27 protein-coding genes are annotated in these 25,337 nt (G+C 67.3%); 21 read left to right on the top strand and 6 right to left on the bottom strand.

Features of this window, described 5'->3' with window-relative positions:
- The 5 genes from B3587_RS10950 to B3587_RS10970 all read left to right on the top strand — a co-directional run.
- Positions 1-1,882 (top strand): polyribonucleotide nucleotidyltransferase (locus B3587_RS10950; RefSeq protein WP_292728560.1); only part of this gene is annotated, 1,882 nt, incomplete at its 5' end.
- A 200-nt stretch (positions 1,883-2,082) separates the two neighbouring features.
- Entirely contained in the window at positions 2,083-3,108 is a 1,026-nt protein-coding gene (locus B3587_RS10955) for an aldo/keto reductase (RefSeq protein ID WP_228177734.1), read from the top strand.
- A 66-nt stretch (positions 3,109-3,174) separates the two neighbouring features.
- Positions 3,175-3,777: a histidine phosphatase family protein gene (locus B3587_RS10960; protein ID WP_228177735.1), complete on the top strand. Its 603-nt coding sequence runs from the start codon at positions 3,175-3,177 to the stop codon at positions 3,775-3,777.
- Positions 3,778-3,819: 42 nt separating this feature from the next.
- The gene (dapB, locus tag B3587_RS10965) at positions 3,820-4,650 is read left to right on the top strand and encodes a 4-hydroxy-tetrahydrodipicolinate reductase (RefSeq protein WP_228177736.1); all 831 of its coding nucleotides are present in this window, start codon (positions 3,820-3,822) and stop codon (positions 4,648-4,650) included.
- Entirely contained in the window at positions 4,647-5,099 is a 453-nt protein-coding gene (locus B3587_RS10970) for a hypothetical protein (RefSeq protein WP_228177737.1), read from the top strand. Before dapB ends, B3587_RS10970 begins: the two co-directional genes overlap by 4 nt.
- A gap of 10 nt (positions 5,100-5,109) precedes the next feature.
- On the opposite strand, the gene B3587_RS10975 is transcribed toward B3587_RS10970, so the two are convergent.
- The 4 genes from B3587_RS10975 to B3587_RS10990 all read right to left on the bottom strand — a co-directional run bounded on the left by B3587_RS10975 (position 5,110) and on the right by B3587_RS10990 (position 7,454).
- A complete protein-coding gene (locus B3587_RS10975) occupies positions 5,110-6,021 on the bottom strand; it encodes a TIGR01777 family oxidoreductase (RefSeq protein ID WP_228177738.1) in 912 nt (303 codons plus the stop codon).
- On the bottom strand, positions 6,014-6,439 hold the full coding sequence (locus tag B3587_RS10980) for an OsmC family peroxiredoxin (RefSeq protein ID WP_228177739.1): 426 nt from the start codon (positions 6,437-6,439) through the stop codon (positions 6,014-6,016). The genes B3587_RS10975 and B3587_RS10980 overlap by 8 nt, the downstream gene beginning before the upstream one ends.
- A 117-nt stretch (positions 6,440-6,556) precedes the next feature.
- Entirely contained in the window at positions 6,557-7,024 is a 468-nt protein-coding gene (locus tag B3587_RS10985) for a DUF4395 domain-containing protein (protein WP_228177740.1), read from the bottom strand.
- On the bottom strand, positions 7,017-7,454 hold the full coding sequence (locus B3587_RS10990; RefSeq protein ID WP_228177741.1) for a thioredoxin family protein: 438 nt from the start codon (positions 7,452-7,454) through the stop codon (positions 7,017-7,019). Before B3587_RS10990 ends, B3587_RS10985 begins: the two co-directional genes overlap by 8 nt.
- A gap of 143 nt (positions 7,455-7,597) precedes the next feature.
- Here B3587_RS10990 and thyX point away from each other — a divergent pair, with 143 nt between their 5' ends.
- Positions 7,598-8,323, top strand: coding sequence for an FAD-dependent thymidylate synthase (gene thyX / locus B3587_RS10995; protein ID WP_228177742.1), 726 nt, complete (start codon positions 7,598-7,600; stop codon positions 8,321-8,323).
- 34 nt (positions 8,324-8,357) lie between these two features.
- A complete protein-coding gene (locus tag B3587_RS11000) occupies positions 8,358-9,122 on the top strand; it encodes an SDR family NAD(P)-dependent oxidoreductase (RefSeq protein ID WP_292728570.1) in 765 nt (254 codons plus the stop codon).
- Between the two features lie 6 nt (positions 9,123-9,128).
- Here the strand turns inward: B3587_RS11000 and B3587_RS11005 are convergent, their stop codons facing one another.
- Positions 9,129-9,674 (bottom strand): NUDIX domain-containing protein, encoded by a 546-nt coding sequence (locus B3587_RS11005; RefSeq protein ID WP_292728573.1) that lies wholly within the window; start codon positions 9,672-9,674, stop codon positions 9,129-9,131.
- 69 nt (positions 9,675-9,743) lie between these two features.
- Here B3587_RS11005 and dapA point away from each other — a divergent pair, with 69 nt between their 5' ends.
- From dapA to dapF, 13 genes are all read left to right on the top strand, one after another.
- Positions 9,744-10,721 carry a 4-hydroxy-tetrahydrodipicolinate synthase gene (dapA, locus tag B3587_RS11010; protein WP_228177745.1) on the top strand — a complete coding sequence of 326 codons (978 nt, stop codon included), beginning with the start codon at positions 9,744-9,746 and terminating at the stop codon, positions 10,719-10,721.
- Between the two features lie 23 nt (positions 10,722-10,744).
- On the top strand, positions 10,745-12,421 hold the full coding sequence (locus B3587_RS11015) for a ribonuclease J (protein ID WP_228177746.1): 1,677 nt from the start codon (positions 10,745-10,747) through the stop codon (positions 12,419-12,421).
- A gap of 58 nt (positions 12,422-12,479) precedes the next feature.
- On the top strand, positions 12,480-12,974 hold the full coding sequence (locus B3587_RS11020; protein ID WP_292728578.1) for a GNAT family N-acetyltransferase: 495 nt from the start codon (positions 12,480-12,482) through the stop codon (positions 12,972-12,974).
- Positions 12,975-13,127: 153 nt separating this feature from the next.
- Positions 13,128-15,794: an FtsK/SpoIIIE family DNA translocase gene (locus tag B3587_RS11025; protein WP_228177748.1), complete on the top strand. Its 2,667-nt coding sequence runs from the start codon at positions 13,128-13,130 to the stop codon at positions 15,792-15,794.
- A 48-nt stretch (positions 15,795-15,842) separates the two neighbouring features.
- Entirely contained in the window at positions 15,843-16,433 is a 591-nt protein-coding gene (pgsA, locus tag B3587_RS11030) for a CDP-diacylglycerol--glycerol-3-phosphate 3-phosphatidyltransferase (protein ID WP_228177749.1), read from the top strand.
- Positions 16,430-16,921 carry a CinA family protein gene (locus B3587_RS11035; protein WP_228177750.1) on the top strand — a complete coding sequence of 164 codons (492 nt, stop codon included), beginning with the start codon at positions 16,430-16,432 and terminating at the stop codon, positions 16,919-16,921. The genes pgsA and B3587_RS11035 overlap by 4 nt, the downstream gene beginning before the upstream one ends.
- A gap of 178 nt (positions 16,922-17,099) precedes the next feature.
- Entirely contained in the window at positions 17,100-17,408 is a 309-nt protein-coding gene (locus B3587_RS11040; RefSeq protein WP_195693428.1) for a helix-turn-helix domain-containing protein, read from the top strand.
- Positions 17,409-17,425: 17 nt separating this feature from the next.
- Positions 17,426-17,647, top strand: coding sequence for a DUF3046 domain-containing protein (locus B3587_RS11045; RefSeq protein WP_228177751.1), 222 nt, complete (start codon positions 17,426-17,428; stop codon positions 17,645-17,647).
- A gap of 260 nt (positions 17,648-17,907) precedes the next feature.
- The gene (gene recA, locus B3587_RS11050) at positions 17,908-18,957 is read left to right on the top strand and encodes a recombinase RecA (protein WP_228177752.1); all 1,050 of its coding nucleotides are present in this window, start codon (positions 17,908-17,910) and stop codon (positions 18,955-18,957) included.
- A 2-nt stretch (positions 18,958-18,959) separates the two neighbouring features.
- Entirely contained in the window at positions 18,960-19,682 is a 723-nt protein-coding gene (locus B3587_RS11055) for a regulatory protein RecX (protein WP_228177753.1), read from the top strand.
- Between the two features lie 112 nt (positions 19,683-19,794).
- Complete coding sequence (miaB, locus tag B3587_RS11060) at positions 19,795-21,342, top strand: tRNA (N6-isopentenyl adenosine(37)-C2)-methylthiotransferase MiaB (protein WP_292728589.1); 1,548 nt, start codon at positions 19,795-19,797, stop codon at positions 21,340-21,342.
- Positions 21,343-21,471: 129 nt separating this feature from the next.
- Complete coding sequence (gene miaA, locus B3587_RS11065) at positions 21,472-22,386, top strand: tRNA (adenosine(37)-N6)-dimethylallyltransferase MiaA (protein WP_292728592.1); 915 nt, start codon at positions 21,472-21,474, stop codon at positions 22,384-22,386.
- Between the two features lie 50 nt (positions 22,387-22,436).
- On the top strand, positions 22,437-23,309 hold the full coding sequence (gene dapF / locus B3587_RS11070; RefSeq protein ID WP_292728595.1) for a diaminopimelate epimerase: 873 nt from the start codon (positions 22,437-22,439) through the stop codon (positions 23,307-23,309).
- A 15-nt stretch (positions 23,310-23,324) separates the two neighbouring features.
- On the opposite strand, the gene B3587_RS11075 is transcribed toward dapF, so the two are convergent.
- Entirely contained in the window at positions 23,325-23,966 is a 642-nt protein-coding gene (locus tag B3587_RS11075; protein WP_228177757.1) for a class I SAM-dependent methyltransferase, read from the bottom strand.
- Positions 23,967-24,051: 85 nt separating this feature from the next.
- Here B3587_RS11075 and hflX point away from each other — a divergent pair.
- A partial coding sequence (gene hflX / locus B3587_RS11080) for a GTPase HflX (protein WP_292728599.1) occupies positions 24,052-25,337 on the top strand: 1,286 nt, incomplete at its 3' end.

The following is a 25,337-nucleotide window of genomic DNA, read 5'->3' on the forward strand; positions in this document are numbered from 1 at the left end:
CTACGACGCGCTCGCGATCAACGCAGCGTCCCTGTCGACCCAGATCTCGGGCCTGCCGTTCTCGGGTCCGATCGCCGGTGTGCGCCTCGCGCTCATCCCCGGCCACGGCGAGCACGCCGACCAGTGGGTAGCGTTCCCCAAGGCCGAGCAGCTCGAGGATGCGGTCTTCGACCTGATCGTCGCCGGGCGGGTCCTGCCCGACGGTGACGTCGCGATCATGATGGTCGAGGCTGAGGCAACCGAAGGTAGCTGGAACCTCATCAAGGGCGGCGCCACCAAGCCCAGCGAAGAGATCGTCGCGCAGGGCCTGGAGGCCTCCAAGCCCTTCATCAAGGAGCTCGTGGCCGCGCAGAACGTCGTCGCGAACACCGCCGCGAAGGAGATCCAGCCCTACCCGGTCTTCCCCGCGTACGCCGACGAGACCTACGACTTCGTCGCCGGTCGCGCTTACGACAAGCTCGTCCCGATCTACCAGATCGCCGACAAGGTCGAGCGTCAGAACTCCGACGATGAGCTCAAGGATGCCGTCAAGGCAGAGCTCGTCGCCGCCGTTGAAGCCGGTGAGCTGCCCGAAACGGCTCTGGGTGAATTCTCGGCAGCGTACAAGTCGGTGACGAAGAAGATCGTTCGTGGTCGCATCCTCACCGACGGTGTCCGCATCGACGGCCGTGGGCTTGCCGACATCCGTCCGCTGGATGCCGAGGTCCAGGTGATCCCGCGTGTGCACGGTTCAGCGATCTTCCAGCGCGGTGAGACCCAGATCCTGGGCGTCACGACGCTGAACATGCTCAAGATGGAGCAGCAGATCGACTCGCTCTCGCCCACGACGAGCAAGCGGTACATGCACCACTACAACTTCCCGCCGTACTCGACCGGTGAGACCGGTCGCGTGGGAAGCCCGAAGCGCCGCGAGATCGGCCACGGGTTCTTGGCCGAGCGTGCGCTCGTGCCGGTGCTGCCCCCGCGCGAGGAGTTCCCCTACGCGATCCGTCAGGTGTCCGAGGCGCTCGGCTCCAACGGATCGACCTCGATGGGCTCGGTGTGTGCCTCGACGCTGTCGCTGCTGAACGCGGGTGTGCCGCTTCGCGCGCCCGTCGCCGGTATTGCGATGGGCCTCGTCTCGGACGAGGTCGACGGTCAGACCCGCTACGCGGCGCTCACCGACATCCTCGGTGCAGAAGACGCTCTGGGCGACATGGACTTCAAGGTCGCCGGCACGAGCGAGTTCGTCACCGCTATCCAGCTCGACACGAAGCTCGACGGCATCCCGTCGTCGGTGCTCTCGGCTGCGCTCACGCAGGCCAAGGAAGCGCGCCTGACGATCCTGAACGTCATCAACGCCGCTATCGACGGCCCCGATGAAATGGCTCCGACGGCGCCGCGCGTGATCAGCGTGCAGATCCCCGTCGACAAGATCGGTGAGCTGATCGGGCCCAAGGGCAAGACGATCAACGCCATCCAGGATGCGACCGGCGCCGACATCTCCATCGAAGAGGACGGCACCGTGTACATCGGCGCGACCGACGGTCCGTCGGCCGAGGCGGCCCGCGCCCAGGTCAACGCGATCGCCAACCCCACCAACCCGGAGGTCGGCGAGCAGTTCCTCGGAACCGTCGTCAAGATCGCGACGTTCGGGGCGTTCGTCTCGCTGCTTCCGGGCAAGGACGGCCTGCTCCACATCAGCGAGGTCCGCAAGCTCGCCGGTGGCAAGCGTGTCGAAAACGTCGACGATGTCCTGTCGGTCGGGCAGAAGCTCCTGGTCAAAATCACCAAGATCGACGACCGCGGCAAGCTCTCCCTTGAGCCCGTGATCGACGAGCCCGCCGATCAGGAGGGCCGTGCCGCAGCAAACGAGGGTCCCGAGGCTCCCGCGGAAGGCTGATACCCGTTGTCGAGAACGCCCGTCCCTCCGGGGGCGGGCGTTCTCGCGTTCGGCGTGATCGAAGCGTTATGTAATATTCACGCCTGTGTTGCCTGGCGTCGCCGCGCCACCGCCGGTACGCCGTAACCTCGAAACACGCGCCGGGGAGCGCGTCGGCATCCGTCACTCACCACCACGGATACCGTGAAGGGGGTGAGGGAATGGCTGCTTTTGGCCTCGGTGCCGCGGCAACGGCAGGAGCCGGAGCGGTGAACCCCGCCCACCCGTCAGCCCCAATCCCCGTCCTCGGGCAGCCGCTCGGCTCGAGCGTGCGCGTCGACCTCGGCGAGACGGGCATGTCGGTCTTCCCCCTCATTCTTGGCGGCGGTGAGTTTGGCTGGACGGTTGACGCGGCTACGAGCCACGAGATCCTCGACACGTACGTTCGGGCAGGCGGCAACGCCATTCACACTGCCGATAGCTTCTCGGGCGGGCGCAGCGAGCACATCATCGGCCGATGGATGGCAGACCGCGGCATCCGGGATGACATCGTTCTCGCCGTTCGCGTCGGCGCCCATCCCGACCACCCGGGACTCGGGCCGGTAGATCTCGTGCGCGCTGCAGAGGCTTCGCTCACGCGGCTCGGCACCGACCGCATCGACGTTCTGTACCTTGACGCTCGTGCTGACACGACCACCGCGGTCGAAGAGACACTCGCCACCGCGGAGTGGCTCATCAGCGCGGGTAAGGTGCGCGCGATTGGAGCGATCGGCTATCAGGCTGCGCAGCTCGTGGAGGCGCGCATCCTGTGCTCGGCGGGTTATCCGCGCATCTCGGTGCTGGATGTTCCCTTCAACGTGTTGCGGCGGCATGAGTTCGACGGCGACCTGCGTCTGGTGGCCAACGCCCAGTCGATGGCGGTGACACCCTCGCACGCCCTCGAGCACGGGTTCCTCTCGGGGTTGCACCGCGACCGCATGAACGGACCGCTGTCGGTTCGCGCGAAGCAGATCACCGCGAACGTCAACCGCCGCGGTACACGCACCCTGAAGGCCCTGGACGCAATCGCGGCGGAACTGGGTGTCACGAACGCCTCGGTAGCCGTGGCCTGGCTTCTTGCGCAGCGCATCATCACGGCGCCGATCATCAACGCGTTCGCCCCGCATCAGGTCGACGAGCTCGTCCAGGGCGTGGGCGTGCGACTCACCCGCGCCCAGCTGGCAGATATCGCCCGCGCGGCAGACTGAGACACCCCGCCTCGGGGCCGAGAGGTTAGGGTAGGACTGTTCCGAGCACGTCGAGGAAGCGGCCCCGTGACCCACTACATCTACCTCGTTCGCCACGGTGAACATCTGGATGCCGAGCATGGCCTGATCGACGGACCCCTCTCGCCGCGCGGCAAGCGCCAAGCAGCGCTCCTGGCCGACCGCCTCTCGGGAATCCCCTTCAACGCGCTGTGGCATTCCCCGCTCGACCGTGCCGCCGAGACGGCGCGGGCGATCGCGGAGCGGATGCCGGCGCTGACCCCGACGCCCTCCGCTCTGCTGTTCGACTGCGTTCCCACCGGCATGGTCGAGGAGACCCCCGCCGTGTTCGAGCCGTTCTTCGGAGCTGTCACCGAGGAAGAGATCGAGGCCGGCCGTGCGCAGATGGCCGACGCCGTCAATGCGTTCCTGGTGCGTAAATCCGGCGAAGTCCATGAACTGCTCGTGACGCATAACTTCGTCATCGGGTGGTTCGTCCGCGAGGTCCTGCAGGCTCCCGAGTGGAAGTGGATGACGCTGAATCAGGCCAATTGCGGTCTGACGGTGCTCGCGCAAAAGCAGGGAAGGCCGTGGACCCTGCTGTCGCACAACGACCTCGCGCACCTGCCGGTCGAAGACCGCACGGGGCTTCCCGAGGCCTACGCGTTCTGAGCTACGCCGAGACTGCCGGCTGCCGCGGATAGGCTGGAGCCCATGACCACACGCGTCGCCATCGTCGGTGCCACGGGAAAGCTCGGCGGAATCATCCGCGACGTCGTTGCTGCTGAGCCCGGATTCGAGGTCCACTCCGAGCTCGATTCGCGCTCAGCGATGTCAGCGCTCGATGGCGCCGACCTCGTCGTGGATGCGACAACTCCCGCGGTGTCGATCGACATCGTCAAGGCCGCAGCCGAGCGGGGCGTCGACATCATCGTCGGGACTTCGGGGTGGTCGGCCGAACGCATCGCGCGGGTGCGGCCCGAAATCGAACAGGCCGGGATCCGGGCGGTGTTCATCCCGAATTTCTCGCTCGGATCAGTGATCGGCTCGGCGCTGTCTGCTGCTGCGGCCCCCTTCTTCTCGTCGATCGAGATCATCGAAGCCCACCGTGAGACCAAGATCGACTCGCCGTCGGGTACGGCGGTGCGCACCGCCGAACTGATCGCTGCGGCCCGTGCGGATGCCGGTCCCGTCGCCGCCCCCCATGTCGACCAGCGGGCGCGAGGGCAGCAGGTTGCGAGCGTTCCCATCCATTCCCTCCGGAGGCCCGGAGTGGTCGCGAGCCAGAGCGTCCTGCTTTCGGGACCGGGGGAGACGCTCACCCTCACCCACGACACCATCGACCCTGCAGCCGCCTACGCGCCAGGCATCCGCCTCGTGCTCGGAGCAGTCTCGCGGCGCGTCGCCGGAGTCGAACCCGGCCGAGTCCTGATCGGGCTTGACGCTTTCCTCGACATCGGGGTTCGCCTACCGGCGTTCGTCGACCAGCCGCCCGTGGATGAGGGCGGCGTGCCGGGGCAGGTAGCCCGCGCCACCGGCGCATGAGTTCGCGCATCGCCGTCGCGGTGATGGCTGCGCTCCTGCTGCTGTACATCGCCCTGGTAGCCCAGCGGGCGTGGCTGCTGCTGGTCAGCGGGGACCCGGTCGGGGTGGCGATGGGAGCGGTGCTGGTGGTGCTGCCGGTCATCGCGATCTGGGCGCTTGCGCGGGAGCTGTGGTTCGGTGTGCGGGCCGAGCAACTCGGTCGGCGCCTCGAGGCCGAGGGTGAGCTGCCTGATGATCTCGTCGCGGTGCGCCCGAGCGGGCGCGTCGTGCGCGAGGACGGGGATGCGCTTTTCCCCCGTTTCAAAGCGGATGTCGAAAGCGCACCCGACGACTGGCGGGCCTGGTATCGGCTCGGGATCGTCTATGACGCGGCTGGCGACCGACGTCGCGCACGGGCCGCAGTGCGAACCGCAATCCGGCTCGAGCGCGGGCGGGGTCAGCAGAGCTGACCGATAACCGTCAGCTCTGGCCGACCGCCGCCCGAACGGCGTCCTCCGCGCTCTCGTGCGTCCACGAGAAGCCGGAGGCGGCGAGCACCTCGGGGATCACGTAGGCGTCCGTGGTCAAGAGCGACTCGGTCGGGTCTGACCCCAGTACAAGCTTCAGGCCCCACTCCGGGGCGCGCAGCAGGTACGGTCGGTTCAGCTCTCGCGCCAGGGCGAAGCCGATGTCGTTCGCGGTGGCTCGGGTCGGGCCGCACAGGTTCACGGGCCCCGTCGTGCCGGTGTCGATGACGTGCCGGATCGCTCGGACCTCGTCATCCAGCGAGATCCACGGCCACACTTGCGTGCCTCGCCCCAGCGGCCCGCTGAGCCCGAGCTTCGTGAGCAGGATCAGGGGTTTGAGCACACCATCACGGTGAATGATCGGCGCTGTTCGCAGCGTCGTGACGCGCGCATTGTCGCCGGCGCCGTACGCGGCGCTTTCCCACTCGCCGCACAGATCAGCGAGGAATCCGTCGCCGCGGGGGGCGTCCTCGGCGATCGGGCCACCGGGATGCGTGCCGTAGTAGCCGACGGCGGATGCCGACACGAAGTGCGGTGCGCTCTCGCCCAACTCCCGTACGGCGCGTGCCACGGCGCGGGTCGGCGTGACGCGCGACCACAGCAGCGTGTGCTTGTACGACGACGTCCAGGGGAATCGGCCGATGCTCGCTCCGTTCAACCCGATGACCGCGTCAGCGCCGTCCAGCACTGCCGGGTCGAGCACGTCGGAGTCGACGAGCCACGGCACCTCGTCAGCACCCGCGTCGCGCGTGCGGACGAGGGTCGTCACGCGGACGCCGTCGGCCCGCAGACTCGCGGCGAGCGTCCGGCCGATGAGGCCGGACGCTCCACCGATGACGACGTGTCGCGGAGCCGACTCAGGCAAGCGTCGCCTCGAGGGTGATTTCAATTCCCGCCAGAGCTGCCGAGACCGGGCATCCGGACTTCGCGGCGTTCGCGATGCGATCGAAGTCTTCCTGGGAAAGGCCCGGGACCGACGCGTGCACGTTGAGGTGGCTTCCGGTGATGCCGGTGCCGGGAATGAAAGTGACAGCTGCCGAGCAGCGCACTGACTCGGGGGGCGTGCCGTTCTGGGTGAGCTCGTGCGAGAACGCCATGCTGAAGCAGGACGCGTGGGCTGCCGCAATGAGTTCTTCGGGTGTGGTGACTGTCGAGGACCCTTCGCTGCGGGCCTTCCAGTTGACATCGAAAGTGCCGAGGTGCGAACTGTCGAACGTCACTGTTCCCGATCCATCGGTCAGGCTGCCGTTCCAGACGGTGGTGGCTTCGCTCGTCACGGACATGGGGACCTCCCTGGTCGTCATGCACCCGGAGTGGGCGCTTCCGCGGTCAGCCTAACGGCGTTTCGCGGGGGAGGGCAGGCTCCTGACCAAACCCGCGCCGCCGGCCGGATATCCGGCTTAGGCGGCGCTGGGGTTGCGTCGACCGAGTACCCCGGCGCGCTGCAGCACGAGGTACAGCTGGCATCCCAGGCACAGCCCGAACACGGCGTTGAGGAACGCCGCGACGAATGCTGCAGCGGCAGCTGCCGGGACTCCCCACGGCACGCCGACGACGAACAGCAGGATGCCGATAGCGGCGACGAACAGACCGACCCCCTGCGCGAAGCGCGGCGGGCGCGGGTCTTCAAGCTCGCTGGGCGGCGCCAGGCGGGGCTGGATGAGGCCGCGATAAAGAGCGCCCCACGGAGCCGTGCGCGGCGACACGACCCCCCACAGGAATAGCAGGGCGATCGCGACCAGCAGCACGAAGGCTGCGACGGTGGCGCCGGTCAGCCCGAGGAACACGTCGACGAGCAGCAGGACGGATGTGATCGCGGCGGCGAACCGCGGACCCCGAGGGTCGATACCGCGGGCTTTGTCAGGCATGGGCGCTCTCCGTCGTCAGTCGCTGAAGCTCGAGCTCGAGCACGTGGCGGTTCGGCACGCCGCCGAACCGGGTCTGGACTGCGCCGTCACGGTCGAGCACGAGGGTTGTCGGGGTCTGCAGCACGTTGAAGTGGCGCGCGATATCGGGGCGATGAGTGAGGTCGACATCCAGGTGAAGAACCCCGGGACGCGAGGCGGCGATTTCGCCGAGCGTCCGGTGAACGCCGGGGCATCGGCTGCACATCTCCGTGCTGAACTGCAGCAGGGTTGCAGCGTCCCCGAGCCGGTCGGCACCGAGACGGGACGGCTCGACGATCTCATGGTTGACATCACGCCGCAGGCGCCCCTGTCGGCTGCGCAGCAGGATGCCGATCACGGCGGTGACCGCGACCAGAGCGGCGATGCCGAGAAGAGCAGAGAGGGGTTCCACGGCATCCCACACTAAGCGACCGGAAGGCGGGAGGGGCGCGCGTGACGGACTGTGACACTGTGCTGGAGCACCCAGATCGCAAGAGGCAGGACGCGCCCGGCGCGCAGCGTGCCACGCGGGCTTGCGCGAGTAGGGTGTGAGCCGTGACCGACATCGAGTTTCGCAGCGACGTGACAGTCGAGCTTGTCCGAGCCAGTGCAGCAGATTCCGACGTTCTCTTCGCGGCGCGCGTGTCGACGCTCGGCGAACAGACCCTCGGCGACGCAGCAGCCGGGGTGGAGGCATCCGACCGGGATCGGGGGCTCATCAACTATCTGATGCGTGACCGGCACGGTTCCCCGTTCGAGCACAACTCGATGACCTTCTATGTGCAGGCGCCGATCTTCGTCTTCCGCGAGTTCATGCGGCACCGGATCGCCTCCTACAACGAGGAATCCGGTCGCTACCGCGAACTGCGGCCGGTGTTCTACGTGCCGGCTCCCGAGCGAAAGCTCGTTCAGGTCGGAAAGCCCGGTGCATACGACTTCATCGACGGCACCCCCGAGCAGACCGAGATCGTCGATGAGGCGACGCGGGAGGCATCCGCGCACGCGTTCGCGGCGTATCAACGGATGCTGGATGCCGGCGTTGCCCGCGAGGTTGCGCGCATCGTGCTGCCGCTGAACACCTACTCGTCGATGTACGTCACGATGAACGCCCGGTCGCTCATGAACTTCCTGTCGCTGCGGACGAAGGTCGAAGGTTCCCACTTCCCGTCGTTCCCGCAGCGGGAGATCGAGATGTGCGCCGAGAAGATGGAAGACCTGTGGGCGACCCTCATGCCGATGACACACTCGGCGTTCGCGGCGAACGGCCGCGTGGCTCCGTGACGCCGATGACCTGCTCCGAGATCGGCTGAGCGCAATGCCGAAGACCGTTCTGGTCACCGGGGCAAGCTCGGGCCTCGGCGCGCAGTACGCCCGCCGCCTCGCAGCGCGGGGAGCGGATGTCGTGCTCGTGGGTCGGGACGGGGCAGCCTTGGATGCCGTCGCCACAGAGATCCGCGATCGCTGCCGCGTTCAGGCCGAGGTCCTCGTCGCCGACCTGACGAAACCGCGCCAGCGGGCGAAGGTCGAGGCCCGGCTGACAGATCCCGAGCGCCCCATCGAGGTTCTGGTCAACAACGCCGGCTTCGGCCTTCCCCTCGCGTTCGAACGTAACGACATCGAGGACGAAGCCCGTCACCTCGCGCTGCATGTCGAGGCACCGATGCGGCTCATGCACGCAGCCCTCGGCCCCATGCTCAGCCGCGGTCACGGACGCGTCATCAACGTCGCGTCGGTTGCCGCGTACACGCCGCGATCGACCTACGGCGCTGTCAAGCGGTGGGTCGTCGAGTTCTCGCGCTGGGCCAATGCCGCCTACTCGCCCTCGGGGGTGACGGTGACCGCGGTCTGCCCTGGCTTCACCCACACGAACTTCCACGAACGGATGGGGCTGGCGCCAGGCCGCGAGGGCGTGGCCGACTGGCTGTGGCTCGACGCTGAGGTCGTCGTCGAGCAATCCCTGCGCGATGCAGCGCGCGGCCGGGCAGTCTCGATCCCGTCCCTGAAGTGGAAGCTGATCACCGCCGTCGCGCGCCTGCTGCCGGCATCCGTCGCTGCAGCCGCGGGCAGCCGCGGTCGGTGAGTCCCGTCAGCTCACGCGCCCGAGGTGGATGGCGGCGAACATCAGCGCCGCGATTGTCTCGCCGTCGGTGATCCGGCGGTCGCGAATCATCCCGAGCACCTCAGGAAACGGAACCCACGACACCTCGTCGATGCCCTCCTCGTGGCGGTCTGTCGCATGGGCACCGGGAACGGGCTCCAGGCCGGTCGCCAGAAACACGTGCTCGGGGGCGTCGGCGATGCCGTTGAGGGCATACATGAAGCCGATCTCGGTGAGCTCGCCAGCCCGCAGGCCGGTTTCCTCGCGGAGTTCTCGCTCGGCAGCCTCGCGGGGGGACTCCCCATCGGTGCCCCCGGCGGGAACCTCGATCGATCTCGTGCCGGTGGGGTAGCGCTCCAGGGCGACCAGGCACACCCGGTCGTGCGTATCGACGGCTACGACGAACACAGCGGGATGCTGCATCCGGACGACGCCGTAGATCCCCGCGCCGGCAGGACCGCTGACGCCGTCCTCCCGAACCGCGATCCAGCGGTTCTCATAGACCGATCTCGAGGATTCCGTGCGCCACGACATGCCACCAGGCTAGAGTCCCGCAGGTGCCGGTCGCGGTGACCCCGGAGGCCGAACCGATAGCCTGAACCCATGACGCACTCGACAAACCCGTTCGGGCAGGTGCTCGTCGCGCTGGTCACTCCCATGACCGCCGACGGCGAAGTCGACTGGCCGGCCGTCGAGAAGCACATCGACGATGTGATCGGCGCCGGGGCCGACGGCATCGTGGTGACCGGAACGACGGGGGAGACCTCGACCCTGACCGATGCCGAGAAGATCCGCCTCGTCGAGGTCGGCAAAGACGTCGCAGCCGGACGGGCGAAGATCATCACCGGCGGTGGCTCCAACGAGACAGCCCACGCGATCGAGCTGTACAAGGCCAGCGAGAAGGTCGGTGCCGACGGCATCATGATCGTCACGCCCTACTACAACAAGCCCACCCAGGCCGGCATCCTGACCCACTTCCGCCTCGTCGCCGACGCCACGGATCTGCCCGTCATCCTCTACGACATCCCGGGCCGCACGGGCGTGCCCATCCGGTACGAGACCATCCTGCGGCTGGCCAAGCACCCGAACATCCTCGCGATCAAAGACGCCAAGGGCGATTTCAGCGAGGTGAGCCGCGTGCTCAACCAGACCGACCTGCTGTACTTCTCCGGCGATGACGCCAACGTGCTGCCGCATCTGTCGATTGGAGCATCCGGTCTGATCGGCGTCACGGCCAACATCGCCGCGCAGCCCTACCGGGAGATCGTCAACGCCGTGAACGCGGGAGACCTCACCGCTGCCACTGCCGCCCACCGCAAGCTCGAACCGCTCGTGCGCGCCGTCATGACGCACGTTCCCGGCACCGTTTCGGCCAAGTACATCCTCCACGGGCTCGGCCGGATCACCAGCCCTCGCGTGCGGCTGCCGCTCGTGGGCCCGGAGGAGTGGGAAGCCGCCAAGATCGAGGATGAACTGGCCCTCGTGTCGGGCGTTCCCGGTGCCGATTTCTCGAACTTCCGCCCCGACCGCAACGCTGCCGCCGGCGGTGCCCTGCCCAAGGTCTCGGGCACCACGCGCTGATCCCCAGCGCCGATAGGAGTCGCATGTCCAACGCTGTTCTCGCCCCACCCCCGCTCGAATCGGGGACGCTGCGCGTCATCCCGCTCGGGGGCCTCGGCGAGGTCGGCCGCAACATGACGATCTTCGAGCTCGACGGCAAGATCCTGGTCGTGGACTGCGGGGTGCTCTTCCCTGAGGAGCATCAGCCAGGAGTGGACCTCATCCTTCCCGACTTCGAGCCCCTCAAGGAGCGCCTGGACGACATCGTCGGGGTCGTGCTCACGCACGGTCACGAAGACCACATCGGCGCGGTTCCGTACCTGCTCAAACTCAAGGGCGACCTTCCCTTGATCGGCTCGGGCCTGACCCTCGCGCTCACCGAAGCAAAGCTCAAGGAACACCGGCTGCGCCCCTACACCCTCACGGTGAAGGAGGGCCAGGTCGAACGGCTCGGCCCATTCGAGCTCGAGTTCGTCGCGGTCAACCACTCGATTCCCGACGCGCTCGCGGTAGCCATCCGCACCCACGCCGGCACGGTGCTGGCCACCGGCGACTTCAAGATGGACCAGCTCCCGCTGGATGGGCGCCTGACCGACCTTCGAGCGTTCTCGCGCCTGGGCGAAGCCGGTGTCGACCTCTTCCTCGTCGACTCCACCAACGCCGACGTCCCCGGATTCACACCCCTCGAGAAGGAGATCGGCCCGGTCCTCGACCAGGTCATCGGCAAAGCGCCGCGCCGGGTCATCGTCGCGAGTTTCTCCAGCCACGTCCATCGCGTTCAGCAGGTGATGGATGCCGCTGCCGCCCACGGACGCCGCTTGGCGCTGCTCGGCCGCAGCATGGTGCGCAATATGACGATCGCCGAAGACCTCGGCTATCTGAACGTGCCGGACGGCCTTCTCATCGACTACAAGAAGGCCCGCAACCTTCCGGACGATCAGATCGTCTACATGTCGACCGGATCGCAGGGCGAGCCGATGGCGGTGCTCTCGCGCATGGCCAACCTCGACCACGAGATCGAGCCGGGTCCGGGCGACACCGTCATCCTCGCCTCGAGCCTGATCCCCGGCAACGAGAACGCCGTCTACCGCGTCATTGACGGGCTCACCAAGCTCGGTGCCAATGTCGTGCACAAGGCCAACGCCAAGGTCCACGTGTCGGGCCACGCTGCCGCCGGCGAGCTGCTCTACTGCTACAACATCCTCAAGCCCCGAAACGTGCTCCCCGTCCACGGCGAGTACCGGCACCTGATGGCCAACGCCCAGCTGGCGCAGCAGACCGGCGTTCCCGCCGAGAATACGATCGTCGCCGAGAACGGGTCTGTCATCGATCTCCGCGACGGTGTCGCGCGCAACGTCGGTCAGCTCGATCTCGGGTTCGTCTACGTCGACGGGTCGAGCGTCGGTGAGATCACGGATGCCGACCTCAAGGACCGTCGCATCCTTGGCGAAGAGGGCTTCATTTCGGTGATCGTCGTCGTGGATGCCGCAACCGGCCGCATCATCTCCGGTCCCGAGGTCCACGCCCGAGGTTTCGCGGAGGACGCTGCAGTGTTCGAGAGCGTGAAGCCCAAGATCGCTGCGGCACTCGCGGAGGCAGCGCAGTCCGGTGTGCGCGACAATCACGCGCTCTCGCAGGTCGTGCGTCGCACGATCGGCCGCTGGGTGAATCAGTCCCTGCGGCGCCGGCCGATGATCGTGCCGCTGGTCATCGAGGCCTGAGCTTCCAGCGCCGCTGGTCGGCGGATGCGCGACCTGTCGCGCTCGCTACAATCACGGCATGCCCGCCACCTTCAGCATCCGCCCCGCGACGGCTGCCGATGGCGCGTTCCTGGGTGACATGGTCGTCGAGGCAGCCAACTGGTCGCCGGGACGCTCTCGTCCGCGATACGAGGTGCTGAATGCCCCCGAGCACGGCAGGTATGTCTCGGGCTGGATGCGTCCCGGGGACGCCGGGTTCGTCGCGTCGGATCCGCAGGGGGAGCCCATCGGGGCGGCGTGGTATCGGATGTTCCCGCGATCCGACCCCGGATTCGGCTACGTCGGCACTGGTGTTCCCGAGCTGATCATCGGGGTGCGGCCCATCTGGCGGGCACACGGGGTCGGCCGCGCGCTTCTGCGCGCCCTGTCCGACAACGCTCGCGCCGCCGGGTTCGCGCGTCTGAGCCTGAGCGTCGAGCGGGGCAACTTCGCCGCGGTCTTCTACCGCACCGAGGGCTTCGCGGTAGTCCAGAGCGGTTTCGGTCGCGACACCATGGTCAAGCGCCTGCGCTGACGGATCGTCGAGACTGCATCGTGCCCGCGAGGGCGCGTGAGGCGCGCGCTGGCTCGCGGGCACACTGCAGTTTCGCGGCGGACGCATCGGTCGGATGCCGACAGGCCGCGTCGTTCCGCGGATTTGTCGGTGGTCGCACCTACCGTGGAGGTCATGCCGAGGAGTAGCACCAAGACCTCGACCTCTGGTCGTGCGCCCGCGAAGGGCTCGCGTTCGCGCGCGTCAGCGCCGGCGCCCAAGCGGTACGTCGGCGACGAAGAGCGCCCCGCACTGATCGTGCGGATGTGGCTGGGCCTGGCTCACGCGACCGGCGGCGTGTTCCGCGCGTTCGGTCCCGAGACCCTCGAGAAAGACCAGCGGCGCGACGGATTCCCCTTCTTCTTGGTGCTGCTCGCGATCGCCGGCGCAGTAGTGGAGTGGTTCTTCATCGGGTCGGAGGTCGGCGAGACGATCTCGGCCTACTCGGTCGGCGCGCTTGTCGGACGCGTCGCGTTCGTGCTGCCGGTGCTGCTGGTGATCCTCGCGGGCTGGCTGTTTCGTCATCCGGCATCCGTCCACGACAACGGCAGGATCGGGATCGGCTTCGGTCTCATCATCCTGGTCATCGCGGCTTTCGCCCATGTCTACGGCGGCCGCCCGCAGCCGCGCGACGGCCTCCCGGCACTGAGTGCGGCAGGCGGCGTCTTCGGCTGGATGCTGGGCGAGCCGCTCGCGCTGGGATTGACCTTGATCGGCGCCGGCATCGTGCTGGCCCTGCTCGGCATCCTCAGCATCCTGATCCTCACCAAGACGCCGCCCAACCGCATCGGCAGGCGCCTGGGCGACCTCTATGCCTGGATGTTCGGCGCGGAGCGCGCGACGCGACCCGCCGAGTCGGCCGACACTGACGAGACAGAGTCTGGCGAACGCACGTCCTTGCCCTGGTGGCGCCGTAACAGCTCGGGACGCGAGCAGGATGCCGACGGCGGTCAGTCGACCGAGGACTTCCTCACCGAACTCCTGCCGCCGGGCCCTCCCGAGGGAGGCTTCGATCAGGCCTTCGCGGCAGTTGCATCGGATGCGCCGGCACCGGATGCCCTCACCGAGGTCATCGATCCCGCCGTCCTCGACGGCGCGAAGAAGGCGGTCAGCGGATCGCACACGGGGCTCCAGGACGACGATGCCGACGACGAGGATGCCGCCCTCCCCGGCGTGATCGGCATTGGCAGCGATGCCCCCCGGTCTGCTCCGACCGCGCCCTACCGACTCCCGTCGGTCAACAACCTCTCGGCGGGGACTCCCGCGAAGTCGCGCTCGGAGGCCAACGACGCGGTCGTCCGGGCGATCACAAGCGTCTTCGAGGAATTCTCGATCAACGCACGGGTGACCGGGTTCTCGCGCGGGCCGACAGTCACGCAGTACGAGATCGAGCTCGGCCCCGGTGTGAAGGTCGAGCGCATCACGGCGCTCACGAACAACATCGCTTACGCCGTCGCCTCCAACGAGGTGCGCATCCTCGCGCCGATCCCCGGCAAGAGCGCGATCGGTGTCGAGATCCCCAACACCGATCGAGAGATCGTCACGCTCGGTGACGTCCTGCGCTCGGCGGCTGCCACTCAGTCCACGCATCCGATGACGATCGGCGTGGGCAAGGACGTCGGTGGCGGCTTCGTTGTGGCGAACCTCGCGAAGATGCCCCACCTACTCGTCGCCGGTTCGACCGGCTCGGGTAAGTCGAGCTTCGTGAACTCGATGATCACGAGCCTGCTGATGCGCGCCAAGCCCTCCGAGGTGCGGATGGTGCTGATCGACCCCAAGCGCGTCGAGTTGACTTCCTATGCTGGCGTGCCGCACCTGATCACCCCCATCATCACGAACCCCAAGAAGGCGGCGGAAGCCCTCCAGTGGGTCGTGAAAGAGATGGACATGCGCTACGACGACCTCGCGTCGTTCGGGTTCCGCCACATCGACGATTTCAACCGTGCGGTCGTCGCTGGCGAGGTGAAGCTGCCGCCCGGCAGTGAACGGGTCCTCAAGCCCTACCCCTACCTCTTGGTCGTGGTTGACGAGCTCGCCGACCTCATGATGGTCGCCCCACGCGATGTCGAAGACTCGATCGTGCGCATCACACAGCTGGCGCGAGCGAGCGGCATCCATCTGGTACTGGCGACACAGCGACCCTCGGTCGACGTCGTGACGGGCCTCATCAAGGCCAACGTCCCCTCGCGTCTCGCTTTCGCGGTGACCAGCGTCACCGACTCCCGCGTCATCCTGGATCAGCCCGGCGCCGACCGTCTGATCGGCCAGGGCGATGCGCTGTTCCTGCCGATGGGGGCCTCGAAGACCCTGCGCGTGCAGGGTGCGTGGGTGAGCGAATCCGAGATCGAGAAAGTCGTCGCGCACGTGACGGGGCAGGCCCGCCCCGAGTATCGATCGGACGTGCAGGCGGCTGCCGAGAAGAAAGAGGTGGATGCCGACATCGGTGACGACCTTGAACTGCTGCTGGCTGCAGCAGAACTCGTCGTCTCGACGCAGTTCGGTTCGACCTCGATGCTCCAGCGCAAGCTCCGCGTCGGCTTCGCGAAGGCGGGGCGGCTCATGGACCTCCTCGAATCACGCGAGATCGTCGGTCCGTCTGAGGGGTCGAAGGCGCGCGATGTGCTGGTGACAGCGGAGCAGCTGCCCGACGTGCTCGCTCGTCTTCGCGGTGAAGATTCGCCGGGTGCGGCATCCGAGGACCCGTACGGTCCGGATGCCGTGGACAGCCAGTTCGCAGGGTACGAGGTCGTCGACGGCGACGACGGCAGCGAAGATGCCTGGGGGCTGACAGGGCGCGACTGACCGGTCTCGTCCCGCGGTAGGCGGGGCCTCTCGCAGTAGGCTCGGCCCATGGCGATTCCGCGGCAGCTTCCCAACGCGATCACGATCGTGCGCATCCTCATGGCGCCGATCTTCCTGTGGATGCTGCTCGCCGACGGGGGATCGGACGGTGCACTCCGATGGTGGGCGGCGGTGATCTTCATCGTCGCCATCGCCACCGACGGGATCGACGGGTATCTCGCCCGCAAGTACGAGATCGTCACCGACCTCGGCAAGCTCCTGGATCCGATCGCCGACAAGGTGCTCACCGGGTTCGCGTTCATCGGTCTCTCGATCCTCGGCGAGTTGCCGTGGTGGATAACGATCGTGGTCCTGATCCGCGAGGTCGGAATCACGATCTATCGGTTCATCGTCGTCAGCGATCATGTGCTCGCTGCAGCCTGGATGGGAAAGCTCAAGACAGTGGCGCAGGCCGTTGCGCTCTCACTCGCCCTCCTGCCGCTGTGGAACCTCGTGGGCGAGTGGATCTTCTGGGTCAACGGCGTTGCCATGACCATCGCCGTCGTTCTCACGATCGCGAGTGGAATCGACTATGTCGTCACGGAGATCCGGGCAGCTCGGACTCGACGTGGTGAGGTAGCGCCGTCGGCGGAATCATGACGGGCGACGCCTCCGCGAGTGCGTCCGAGGTTCTCGCGACGCTCCGCTCCCGAGGATGGCGGCTGGGTGTTGCCGAGTCGCTGACCGGCGGCGCGCTCGCTTCGGCTCTCGTGTCGGTCCCTGGCGCTTCGGACGTTTTCCGTGGCGGCGTCGTCGCGTACGCCACCGACCTGAAGGCGAGCCTGCTCGGGGTGGAGGCCGCGCTCCTGGGCCGCGAGGGTGCGGTGCACCCTGAGGTTGCGATTCAGATGGCCCGCGGCATCCGGGTTGCTACAAAGCCAGCCGGTGTTCTCACCGAGGTCGGGGTGGCCACGACCGGCGTTGCCGGGCCTGACCCGCAAGATGACGCACCGGTTGGCCGCGTTTATGTCGCTGTGGTGACACCGGAGCGCGAGTCGGTCACCGAGCATCAGCTCGCCGGTGACCGAGCGACGATCCGCGCGGAGGCGGTCCGAGCGGCACTCGAACTGTTGCGGGTTTCGCTCTGAGCGAGCGGAGGTCGCTCGCGGGAACACCTGATGTTTCGGATGCGTTACTTTCGGTGATTCCCACCCATTCCCCAGAAGGCGGCATTAGTGTGACCTACATCGGTGTTGTACTGTTGTCCACCCGCGACACCAGCGGAATCGCCACCAACAGAAGCAGTCAGTGAGGAGGGGACCCGAGATGGTACTGGTACGTCAAGAGATCGGCGAAGTCCTTCGTGACTTCCGCCAGCAGAAGGGTCGCACCCTCCGTCAGGTCGCCAGCCGCGCGAGCGTCGCGCTGGGCTACCTGAGCGAGGTGGAGCGTGGTCAGAAGGAAGCATCGAGCGAAATCCTCGCTTCGGTCGCTGAAGCGCTGGATGTTCCTATCTCGACGATCATGCGTGAAGTCGGTGACCGCCTTGCAGTGCTCGAGGGCCTGCAGACATTCCCCGACGTCGTTCCCGACGAGCTTGTCGCGTCAATGGACGCCGAGCTCTCGCTGCGCTGACCAGCGCTGCGCTCTGCATGCGTCGCAGCGAATTCGACCGCGCCGTCACCGACGAGTTCGGTCCTCAATCGGCAGCGCTTCTGGCCGACCTGGTTCTTTCCGGCGTCGGCGGGCGAACCGCCACTGAGGCCATCGCGGCTGGTGTTCCGCCGCGCGATGTCTGGCTCGCCCTGTGCGCCGAGACCGATGTGCCCGCCCAGCGGCGGTACGGCGTCGGTCGGCTCGAACCTCGCCGCTGAAACGACGGCGTGTCGTCGAATATCTGTTCGATGACCGCGTAGTCTCCTGCACAAGTGGAGTCGAGAAGGCGTTCCCTCACGACACGCGGACAGGCCGGCAGCAATGTCGGAACCCCCACGTACCGTGAGCAGCGTCGAACGACACCACACGCCTTGTCGGGCTCATGCTCATTCGAGCAGCGGCGCGACAGCCTACAGGCGGCCGATTCTCCGGAGCCGGACACACCGACGACGGACCGAGTGCTGAAGGAGCACACGCCATGCCCACACCCGCTGACCGCGAGAAGGCGCTCGATTCAGCGCTCGCGCAGATCGACCGGCAATTCGGAAAGGGCTCGGTGATGCGACTGGGCAGCGACGAGCGTGCTCCGGTCGAGATCATCCCCACGGGCTCCATCGCCCTTGACGTGGCCCTCGGCGTCGGCGGCCTGCCACGCGGCCGCATTATCGAGATCTACGGTCCGGAGTCATCGGGAAAGACGACTCTCACGCTCCACGCGATTGCGAACGTCCAGAAGGCAGGCGGCATCGCCGCATTCATCGATGCTGAGCACGCGTTGGACCCCGACTACGCCCAGAAGCTCGGCGTCGACATCGATCAGCTCCTCGTCTCGCAGCCCGACACGGGAGAGCAGGCGCTGGAGATCGCTGACATGCTGATCCGCTCCGGCGCCATCGACCTGGTGGTCATCGACTCGGTGGCAGCGCTGGTGCCCAAGGCCGAGATCGAGGGCGAGATGGGTGACTCCCACGTCGGCCTGCAGGCTCGCCTGATGTCCCAGGCACTTCGCAAGCTCACCGGTGGCCTGAACCAGACCAAGACGACGGCGATTTTCATCAACCAGCTGCGCGAGAAGATCGGTGTGTTCTTCGGATCGCCCGAGACCACGGCCGGTGGTAAGGCGTTGAAGTTCTATGCGTCAGTGCGACTGGACATCCGCCGGATCGAGACGCTGAAGGACGGAACGGATGCTGTCGGTAACCGCACGCGCGTCAAGGTCGTGAAGAACAAGATGGCGCCGCCGTTCAAGCAGGCCGAGTTCGACATCCTGTACGGCACGGGGATCTCTCGCGAGGGGAGCCTCATCGACTTCGGTGTCGAGCACAGCATCGTGAAGAAGTCCGGCGCCTGGTACACCTACGACGGCGAGCAGCTGGGTCAGGGTAAAGAGAACGCTCGCAACTTCCTCATCAAGAACGAAGACATCGCTGCCGACATCGAGACCAAGATCAAAGAGAAGCTCGGTATCGGCGGGGCCAAGCCCGCGGGTGATGTCGAGGACGAGCTCGCCAAGCGGCGCCCGGCCTGATCATGACGCGTGAGACCGGGGGCGAGCGGTCGCTCGCCCCCGTCATCCCGCTTTTCGGTGACGGGGCTTTCTCTCGCGGCTCAGTCTCCCGCGGCTCAGTCTCCCGCGACAACGGCCTCCTCGGCGAAGATCGCGGCGAAGCGTGCGCGGAACTGTCAGCAGGCACATGGCACTCGACGTGGGTCGATGACGACGATATCGGTGAAGATGATGACGACCGGTACCTCGACGATCCCTACGGGGAATCGCGCGCGTCGTCTGCTGTCACTCGTGCTGCGCTCGATCGCCTGATCAAGCGTTTGCGTCGGCGCGGACTGTCGGAGGCTGAGGCCACCGACGAGCTCGTCGCTGATGGCGTTGAGAAGGCTGTCGCAGAGGTTCTCGTGGCTGACCTCGTGGGTAAGCGATGGCTTGGTGATGCCGACCTCGCAGAGCAACTCGTGCATACCGCCGTCACCAGACGTCGCGAAGGCCGGCGGGCGATCGCCCAGGTGCTGGCCAAGCGCCGCATTCCCCGTGACGTCGCCGATGCGGCTCTGGCGACGCTGCCTGACGACGACGCCGAGCGGGCTCTCGAGTTCGCACGCCAGAAGGCTGGCGGCTACCGCGGGGTGGCTGTCGACGTCGCCATCCGGCGCCTCGTGGGTCAGTTGCAGCGACGCGGCTACCCGCCTGGGGTGGCGATGACGGCGGCGCGGCTTGCGCTGGCTGAGCCGCGCGACTGAGGTCGACCCTCGGATCAACGGCTGCCCGGGCATCGGTGGCTGGTAGCCACTGGTACCCAGGTAGCCCGCGCTCGGCCGGTACCCGGGAGCGGCTCGTAGAATGGCAGGCACTATGACCATGCCCTCCGCTTCGCCGACGTTCATCGCGCCGTCCGCCGCAGCCGTGTCATCCACGGGCGCCGCGCGCACGTATGAGGTGCGGACCTTCGGCTGCCAGATGAACGTCCACGACTCCGAACGACTCTCCGGGTCGCTCGAGAGCGCTGGCTACGTGCGTGCCGCGGCCGGCGACGAAGCCGACATCGTCGTCATCAACACGTGCGCGGTCCGCGACAATGCGGCCGGCAAGCTCTACGGCACCCTCGGGCACCTCAAGTCCCGCAAAGACAAGCGTGAGGGAATGCAGATCGCTGTCGGCGGATGCCTCGCGCAGATGGACAAGGAGCGCGTCCTCGAGAAGGCGCCGTGGGTCGACGTCGTCTTCGGCACGCACAACATGGGGTCGTTGCCGACCCTGCTCGAGCGCGCACGGCACAACGAGGAAGCCGAGCTCGAGATCCTCGAGTCGCTGGAGGTCTTCCCCTCGACTCTTCCCACCAAGCGCGACAGCGCGGCCTCGGGGTGGGTGTCGATCTCGGTCGGCTGCAACAACACCTGCACCTTCTGCATCGTTCCGAGCCTTCGCGGCAAAGAGAAAGATCGGCGGCCCGGCGACATCCTGAACGAGATCCGACTGCTCGTCGATGACGGAGCGATCGAAGTCACGCTTCTTGGGCAGAACGTGAACTCCTACGGTGTCGAGTTCGGCGACCGGCAGGCCTTCGGCAAGTTGCTGCGCGCCGCGGGCGAGATCGAGGGCCTCGAACGTATTCGGTTCACCAGCCCTCACCCCGCCGCGTTCACGGATGATGTGATCGATGCGATGGCCGAGACTCCCGCCGTTATGCCGCAGTTGCACATGCCGCTGCAGTCGGGAAGCGACCGGATCCTGCGGGCCATGCGCCGCTCCTACCGCAGCGACAGGTTCCTCGGCATCCTCGATCGTGTGCGCGAGCGCATCCCGCACGCCGCGATCTCGACCGACATCATCGTCGGGTTCCCGGGTGAGACCGACGAGGACTTCGAAGACACGATGCGCGTCGTCGAGCGCGCCAGGTTCGCAGGTGCCTTCACGTTCCAGTACTCGATTCGCGAAGGGACCCCGGCTGCCACCATGGCCGATCAGGTTCCGAAAGCAGTAGTGCAGGAGCGCTACAACCGCCTCATCGAACTCCAAGAGCGCATCAGCCTCGAAGAGAACCAGGCTCAGGTCGGCCGTGAACTCGAGGTGCTCGTCTCGACCGGCGAGGGCAAGAAGGATGTCGAGACCCGGCGGTTGACGGGCCGCGCCCAAGACAACCGGCTTGTGCATTTCGAGGTACCCGAAGGGTCGGACGTGCCCAGGCCCGGCGATGTCGCGACCGTCGAGGTGACCCACGCTGCACCGTTCCATCTGCTTGCCGATGCGCCCGAGGGTGGGCGTCTTCGGATTCGTCGTACGCGCGCTGGCGATGCCTGGGACCGGTCGCTCGCCGAGTCGTGTGCTGTGCCGAGCCCGTCCGCTCCCGGTGAGCGCCGTGCGGTCTCGCTGGGCGTGCCCTCGCTCCGTGTGAGCGCGTGACGCGAACCCTGCCGGTGGCGCGTCGCAGCGAGTGCGGCAGTTCGGTGCAGTTGCTGCGTATTCTTCCGCCGCGGATGCACCGAACAGCAGCACACGCGGGGTTGGAACTGTGCGGACGGGAGCGTTGACGTGACAACAGAGCCGACGCTGTGGGTCATTGTTGGCGCCACCGGAACCGGCAAGAGCGAAACGTCTCTCGCTCTCGCTGAGGAGCTGGGCCGGCGCGGGAGGCATGCAGAGATCATCAACGCTGACGCTATGCAGCTGTACCGCGGAATGGACATCGGAACGGCCAAGCTGCCGGAGCGCGAACGGCGGGGGATTCCGCACCACTTGCTCGACGTGCTCGCCGTCACCGAAGAGGCCGCCGTCGCGACCTATCAGCCCGCGGCTCGCGCCGCTATCGCCGAGGCCCAGGCTCGGGGAGCGGAAGCGATCCTCGTCGGGGGATCAGGGCTCTACGTCTCAAGCGCCATTTACGACTTCCAGTTCCCTCCTCGTGACGCCGGCCGCCGAGCCGCGCTCGAAGCGGAAGCTGCCGAGCAGGGCGTCGGCGTCCTCTTCCAGCGCCTTCGCGCCCTCGACCCCGCCACCGCCGCGAGAATCGATCCTGCCAACGAGCGGCGGGTGATCCGCGCGCTCGAGGTCGTCGAATCGGGAAGTGCCGGCCACGGCGCTGCGCTGCCGGATCGGCCGGTGCTGTGGCATCCGCGAACGCGAATCATTGGGCGACGGATGCCCCGAGAGGACCTCGTCGCTCGCCTCGATGCCCGTGTGGAACGGATGTGGGAAGACGGACTCCTCGGCGAAGTGGAGACACTTCGCGCTGACGGCATCGAGCGTGGCGTTACGGCGCGCCGCGCCATCGGCTACGCCCAGGCGCTGGCGCAGCTTGCGGGAGAGCTCTCGGAGAACGAGGCTATCGCTCAGACCCAGGCCCTCACGCGCCGATACGCACGTCGTCAGGTGTCGTGGTTCCGGCGGTACGTCGGCGTCCACTGGCTCGAACCTGACGATGACGCCGCGCGGATGCTGGATCGGTGAGCGGGTCGCCCCGTCCCGGGAGCCGGGCCGCGCGATCCTAGACTGAAGGCATGTCGACCCCCATCTCGTTCACCAAGGGCCACGGCACCGGCAACGACTTCGTCATCGTGCCCGACGCCGACGGGGAGCTCGACCTCTCCGACGACCAGGTCGCGGCGCTGTGTGACCGCCGGTTCGGGGTCGGCGCCGACGGACTGCTGCGGGTTGTGCGGGCCGCGGCGATCCCCGAGGGTGCTGCGGCTACAGCCGCTGGCGTCGAGTGGTTCATGGACTACCGGAACGCCGACGGGTCTGCTGCGGAGATGTGCGGGAACGGCATCCGTGTCTTCGTGCGCTACCTCACGGCGGTCGGCTGGGCGGATGCCGACGCCGGGCCCGTGCTCGTGGGCACCCGAGCAGGCATCAAGCCCGTGACGGCACACCAGCGCGGCTTCGAAGTGGATCTCGGTGCCTTCCGGATCGACGAGTCCGAGGTGCTGGTTCGCGCACGCCATCTCGATGTCGCCCGGCCCGGAGTCGGGGTGGATGTCGGTAACCCCCACGTCGTGGTAGCGCTCCCCACGGCCGAAGAACTCGCCGGCATCGATCTTTCCCGCGTCCCGCAGCTGGACCCGGCTCCCGCCGCAGGCGCGAACATCGAGTTCGTCGTGCCGAACGATCCGCTCGTGCAGGGCGGCACCGGGGGCCTGAGCATGCGGGTTTTCGAACGCGGCGTCGGTGAGACGCTCTCATGCGGCACGGGGGTCGCTGCGGCTGCGCTTGCGGTCCGCCACTGGGCGGGTGCTGCAGCTCCGGATGCTTGGCAGGTCGGCGTCCCCGGCGGTGAACTCGGGGTTCGCGTGGCGTCAGTGGACGGCGAGTCGCACGTCTTCCTCGCGGGGCCTGCGACCCTGGTCTTTTCCGGCGAGATGGCCCTGGCCTGACCGTGCGGCCAGGCGTCAGACGACGTCGATGGCAGCGGTCGGCGTCGACCCGTGGCGACGCACGCGTAGCACCCGAAAGCCCTTGGCGGTAGCAGAGCGATGCACCGAGTAGCCGCGGTGGAATGTCGTGGCCATCCACCGCTGCAGGGAGTCCGAACCGAGGTTTCGCGAGACGACGAGCCACGCATCCGAGCGCTCATCCAGTCGCGGAATCCACTCCTCGAGTAACCCGTGCAGCTGGTCCTTGCCGACCCGGATCGGGGGGTTGGAGCGGATCGTCCGAAAGACGACATCATCGGGAACATCGCCCGGCAGCACGGCGTTGACATTGGCAAGGCCGAGTTCGCTCGCGTTGGAGCGCACGAGGTCGAGAGCTCGTTCGTTGACGTCAACGGCCCACACCGTGGCGTGCGGAGCATCCATCGCGAGGGTCAGCGCTATGGGACCCCACCCGCACCCGAGGTCCAGCAGATGCCCGCCCGCAGGCGGGGGAGGAGTGTTCTCGAGCAAGACGGTGGTGCCGGTGTCGATGTGATCCGGACTGAACACCCCGCCGGCCGTAGTGACCTCCACCGGATGCCCCGCGATCGAGACACGGATGCGCCGGAGGTTTTCGGGACTGGAAGGCGACGACGAGAAGTAGTGATCGCTCTCCATGGCGACGAGCGTAGCGGAGGACGGGCCGCCTCCGGGAGGCTAGAGTTTACGGATGCCTGATGCCGGGCATCCCACGGAAATGATGATGGACGAGATCCCAGACACCCAGAACGCCCCAGCGGAGCACCCTGTCGACCCTGTTGACCGGGTGCTTGAGCGCGCCCGCGGCCGATCCGACGTGTGGGTGTTCGGGTCGGCTCAGGCTTTGCAGGATGCCGCGACGGCTGGAGGAGCGGACTCCGACGGCGATCAGTGGGATCGCGAAGAACGCGCGGCGCTCCGACGCATCCCGGGCCTGTCGACCGAACTCGAAGACGTCACCGAGGTCGAGTACCGCCAGCTTCGGCTCGAGAACGTCGTTCTTGTCGGCGTCCACCCCCAGGGTGAGCAGGAGAATGCCGAGAACTCCCTTCGGGAGCTCGCCGCGCTCGCCGAGACTGCCGGAGCCGTCGTGCTCGATGGCGTCCTCCAGCGCCGCCCTCACCCGGATCCCGCCACCTACCTCGGACGAGGCAAGGCCGAGGAGCTCCGCGACATCGTCGCCTCGCTTGGCGCCGACACTGTGATCGCCGACACCGAACTCGCGCCGAGCCAGCGGCGCGCACTCGAGGATGTCGTCAAGGTCAAGGTAATCGACCGCACCACGGTCATCCTCGACATCTTCAGCCAGCACGCGAAGAGCCGCGAGGGCAAGGCGCAGGTCGAACTCGCACAGCTTGAGTACCTCCTGCCGCGCCTTCGCGGCTGGGGTGAGTCGATGAGCCGCCAGGCCGGTGGCCAGGTCGGTGCAGGCGGCGCCGGTATGGGTTCTCGCGGTCCCGGTGAGACCAAGATCGAACTCGACCGCCGCCGCATCCGTACTCGGATGGCGCAGCTGCGGCGACAGATCCGTGACTTCGCACCGGCGCGGGATGCCAAGCGTGCTGAGCGTCGGCGCAACACGGTGCCGTCGGTTGCGATCGCCGGGTACACGAACGCCGGCAAGTCGAGCCTTCTCAATCGGCTCACGAACGCCGGAGTACTGGTCGAAAACGCCCTGTTTGCGACGCTGGATGCGACGGTGCGCCGTACCGAGGCGTCCGATGGTCGGGTCTACACCCTCACCGACACCGTCGGTTTCGTGCGCAATCTGCCGCACCAGCTGGTTGAAGCCTTTCGGTCGACTCTCGAGGAGGTCGGCCAATCGGACGTGATCGTGCACGTCGTGGATGCTTCACACCCCGACCCCGCGGCGCAGTTGGCTACCGTTCGTGACGTCATCGGCGATGTCGGAGCGCGTGACCTGCCGGAGATCGTCGTCTTCAACAAGGCCGACCTCGTCGACGAATCGACGCGCATGGTTCTTCGGGGGCTGGAGCCCGCGGCGCTGTT

The sequence above is a fragment of the Microbacterium sp. UBA837 genome, assembly GCF_002296025.1.
Taxonomy (GTDB): domain Bacteria; phylum Actinomycetota; class Actinomycetes; order Actinomycetales; family Microbacteriaceae; genus Microbacterium.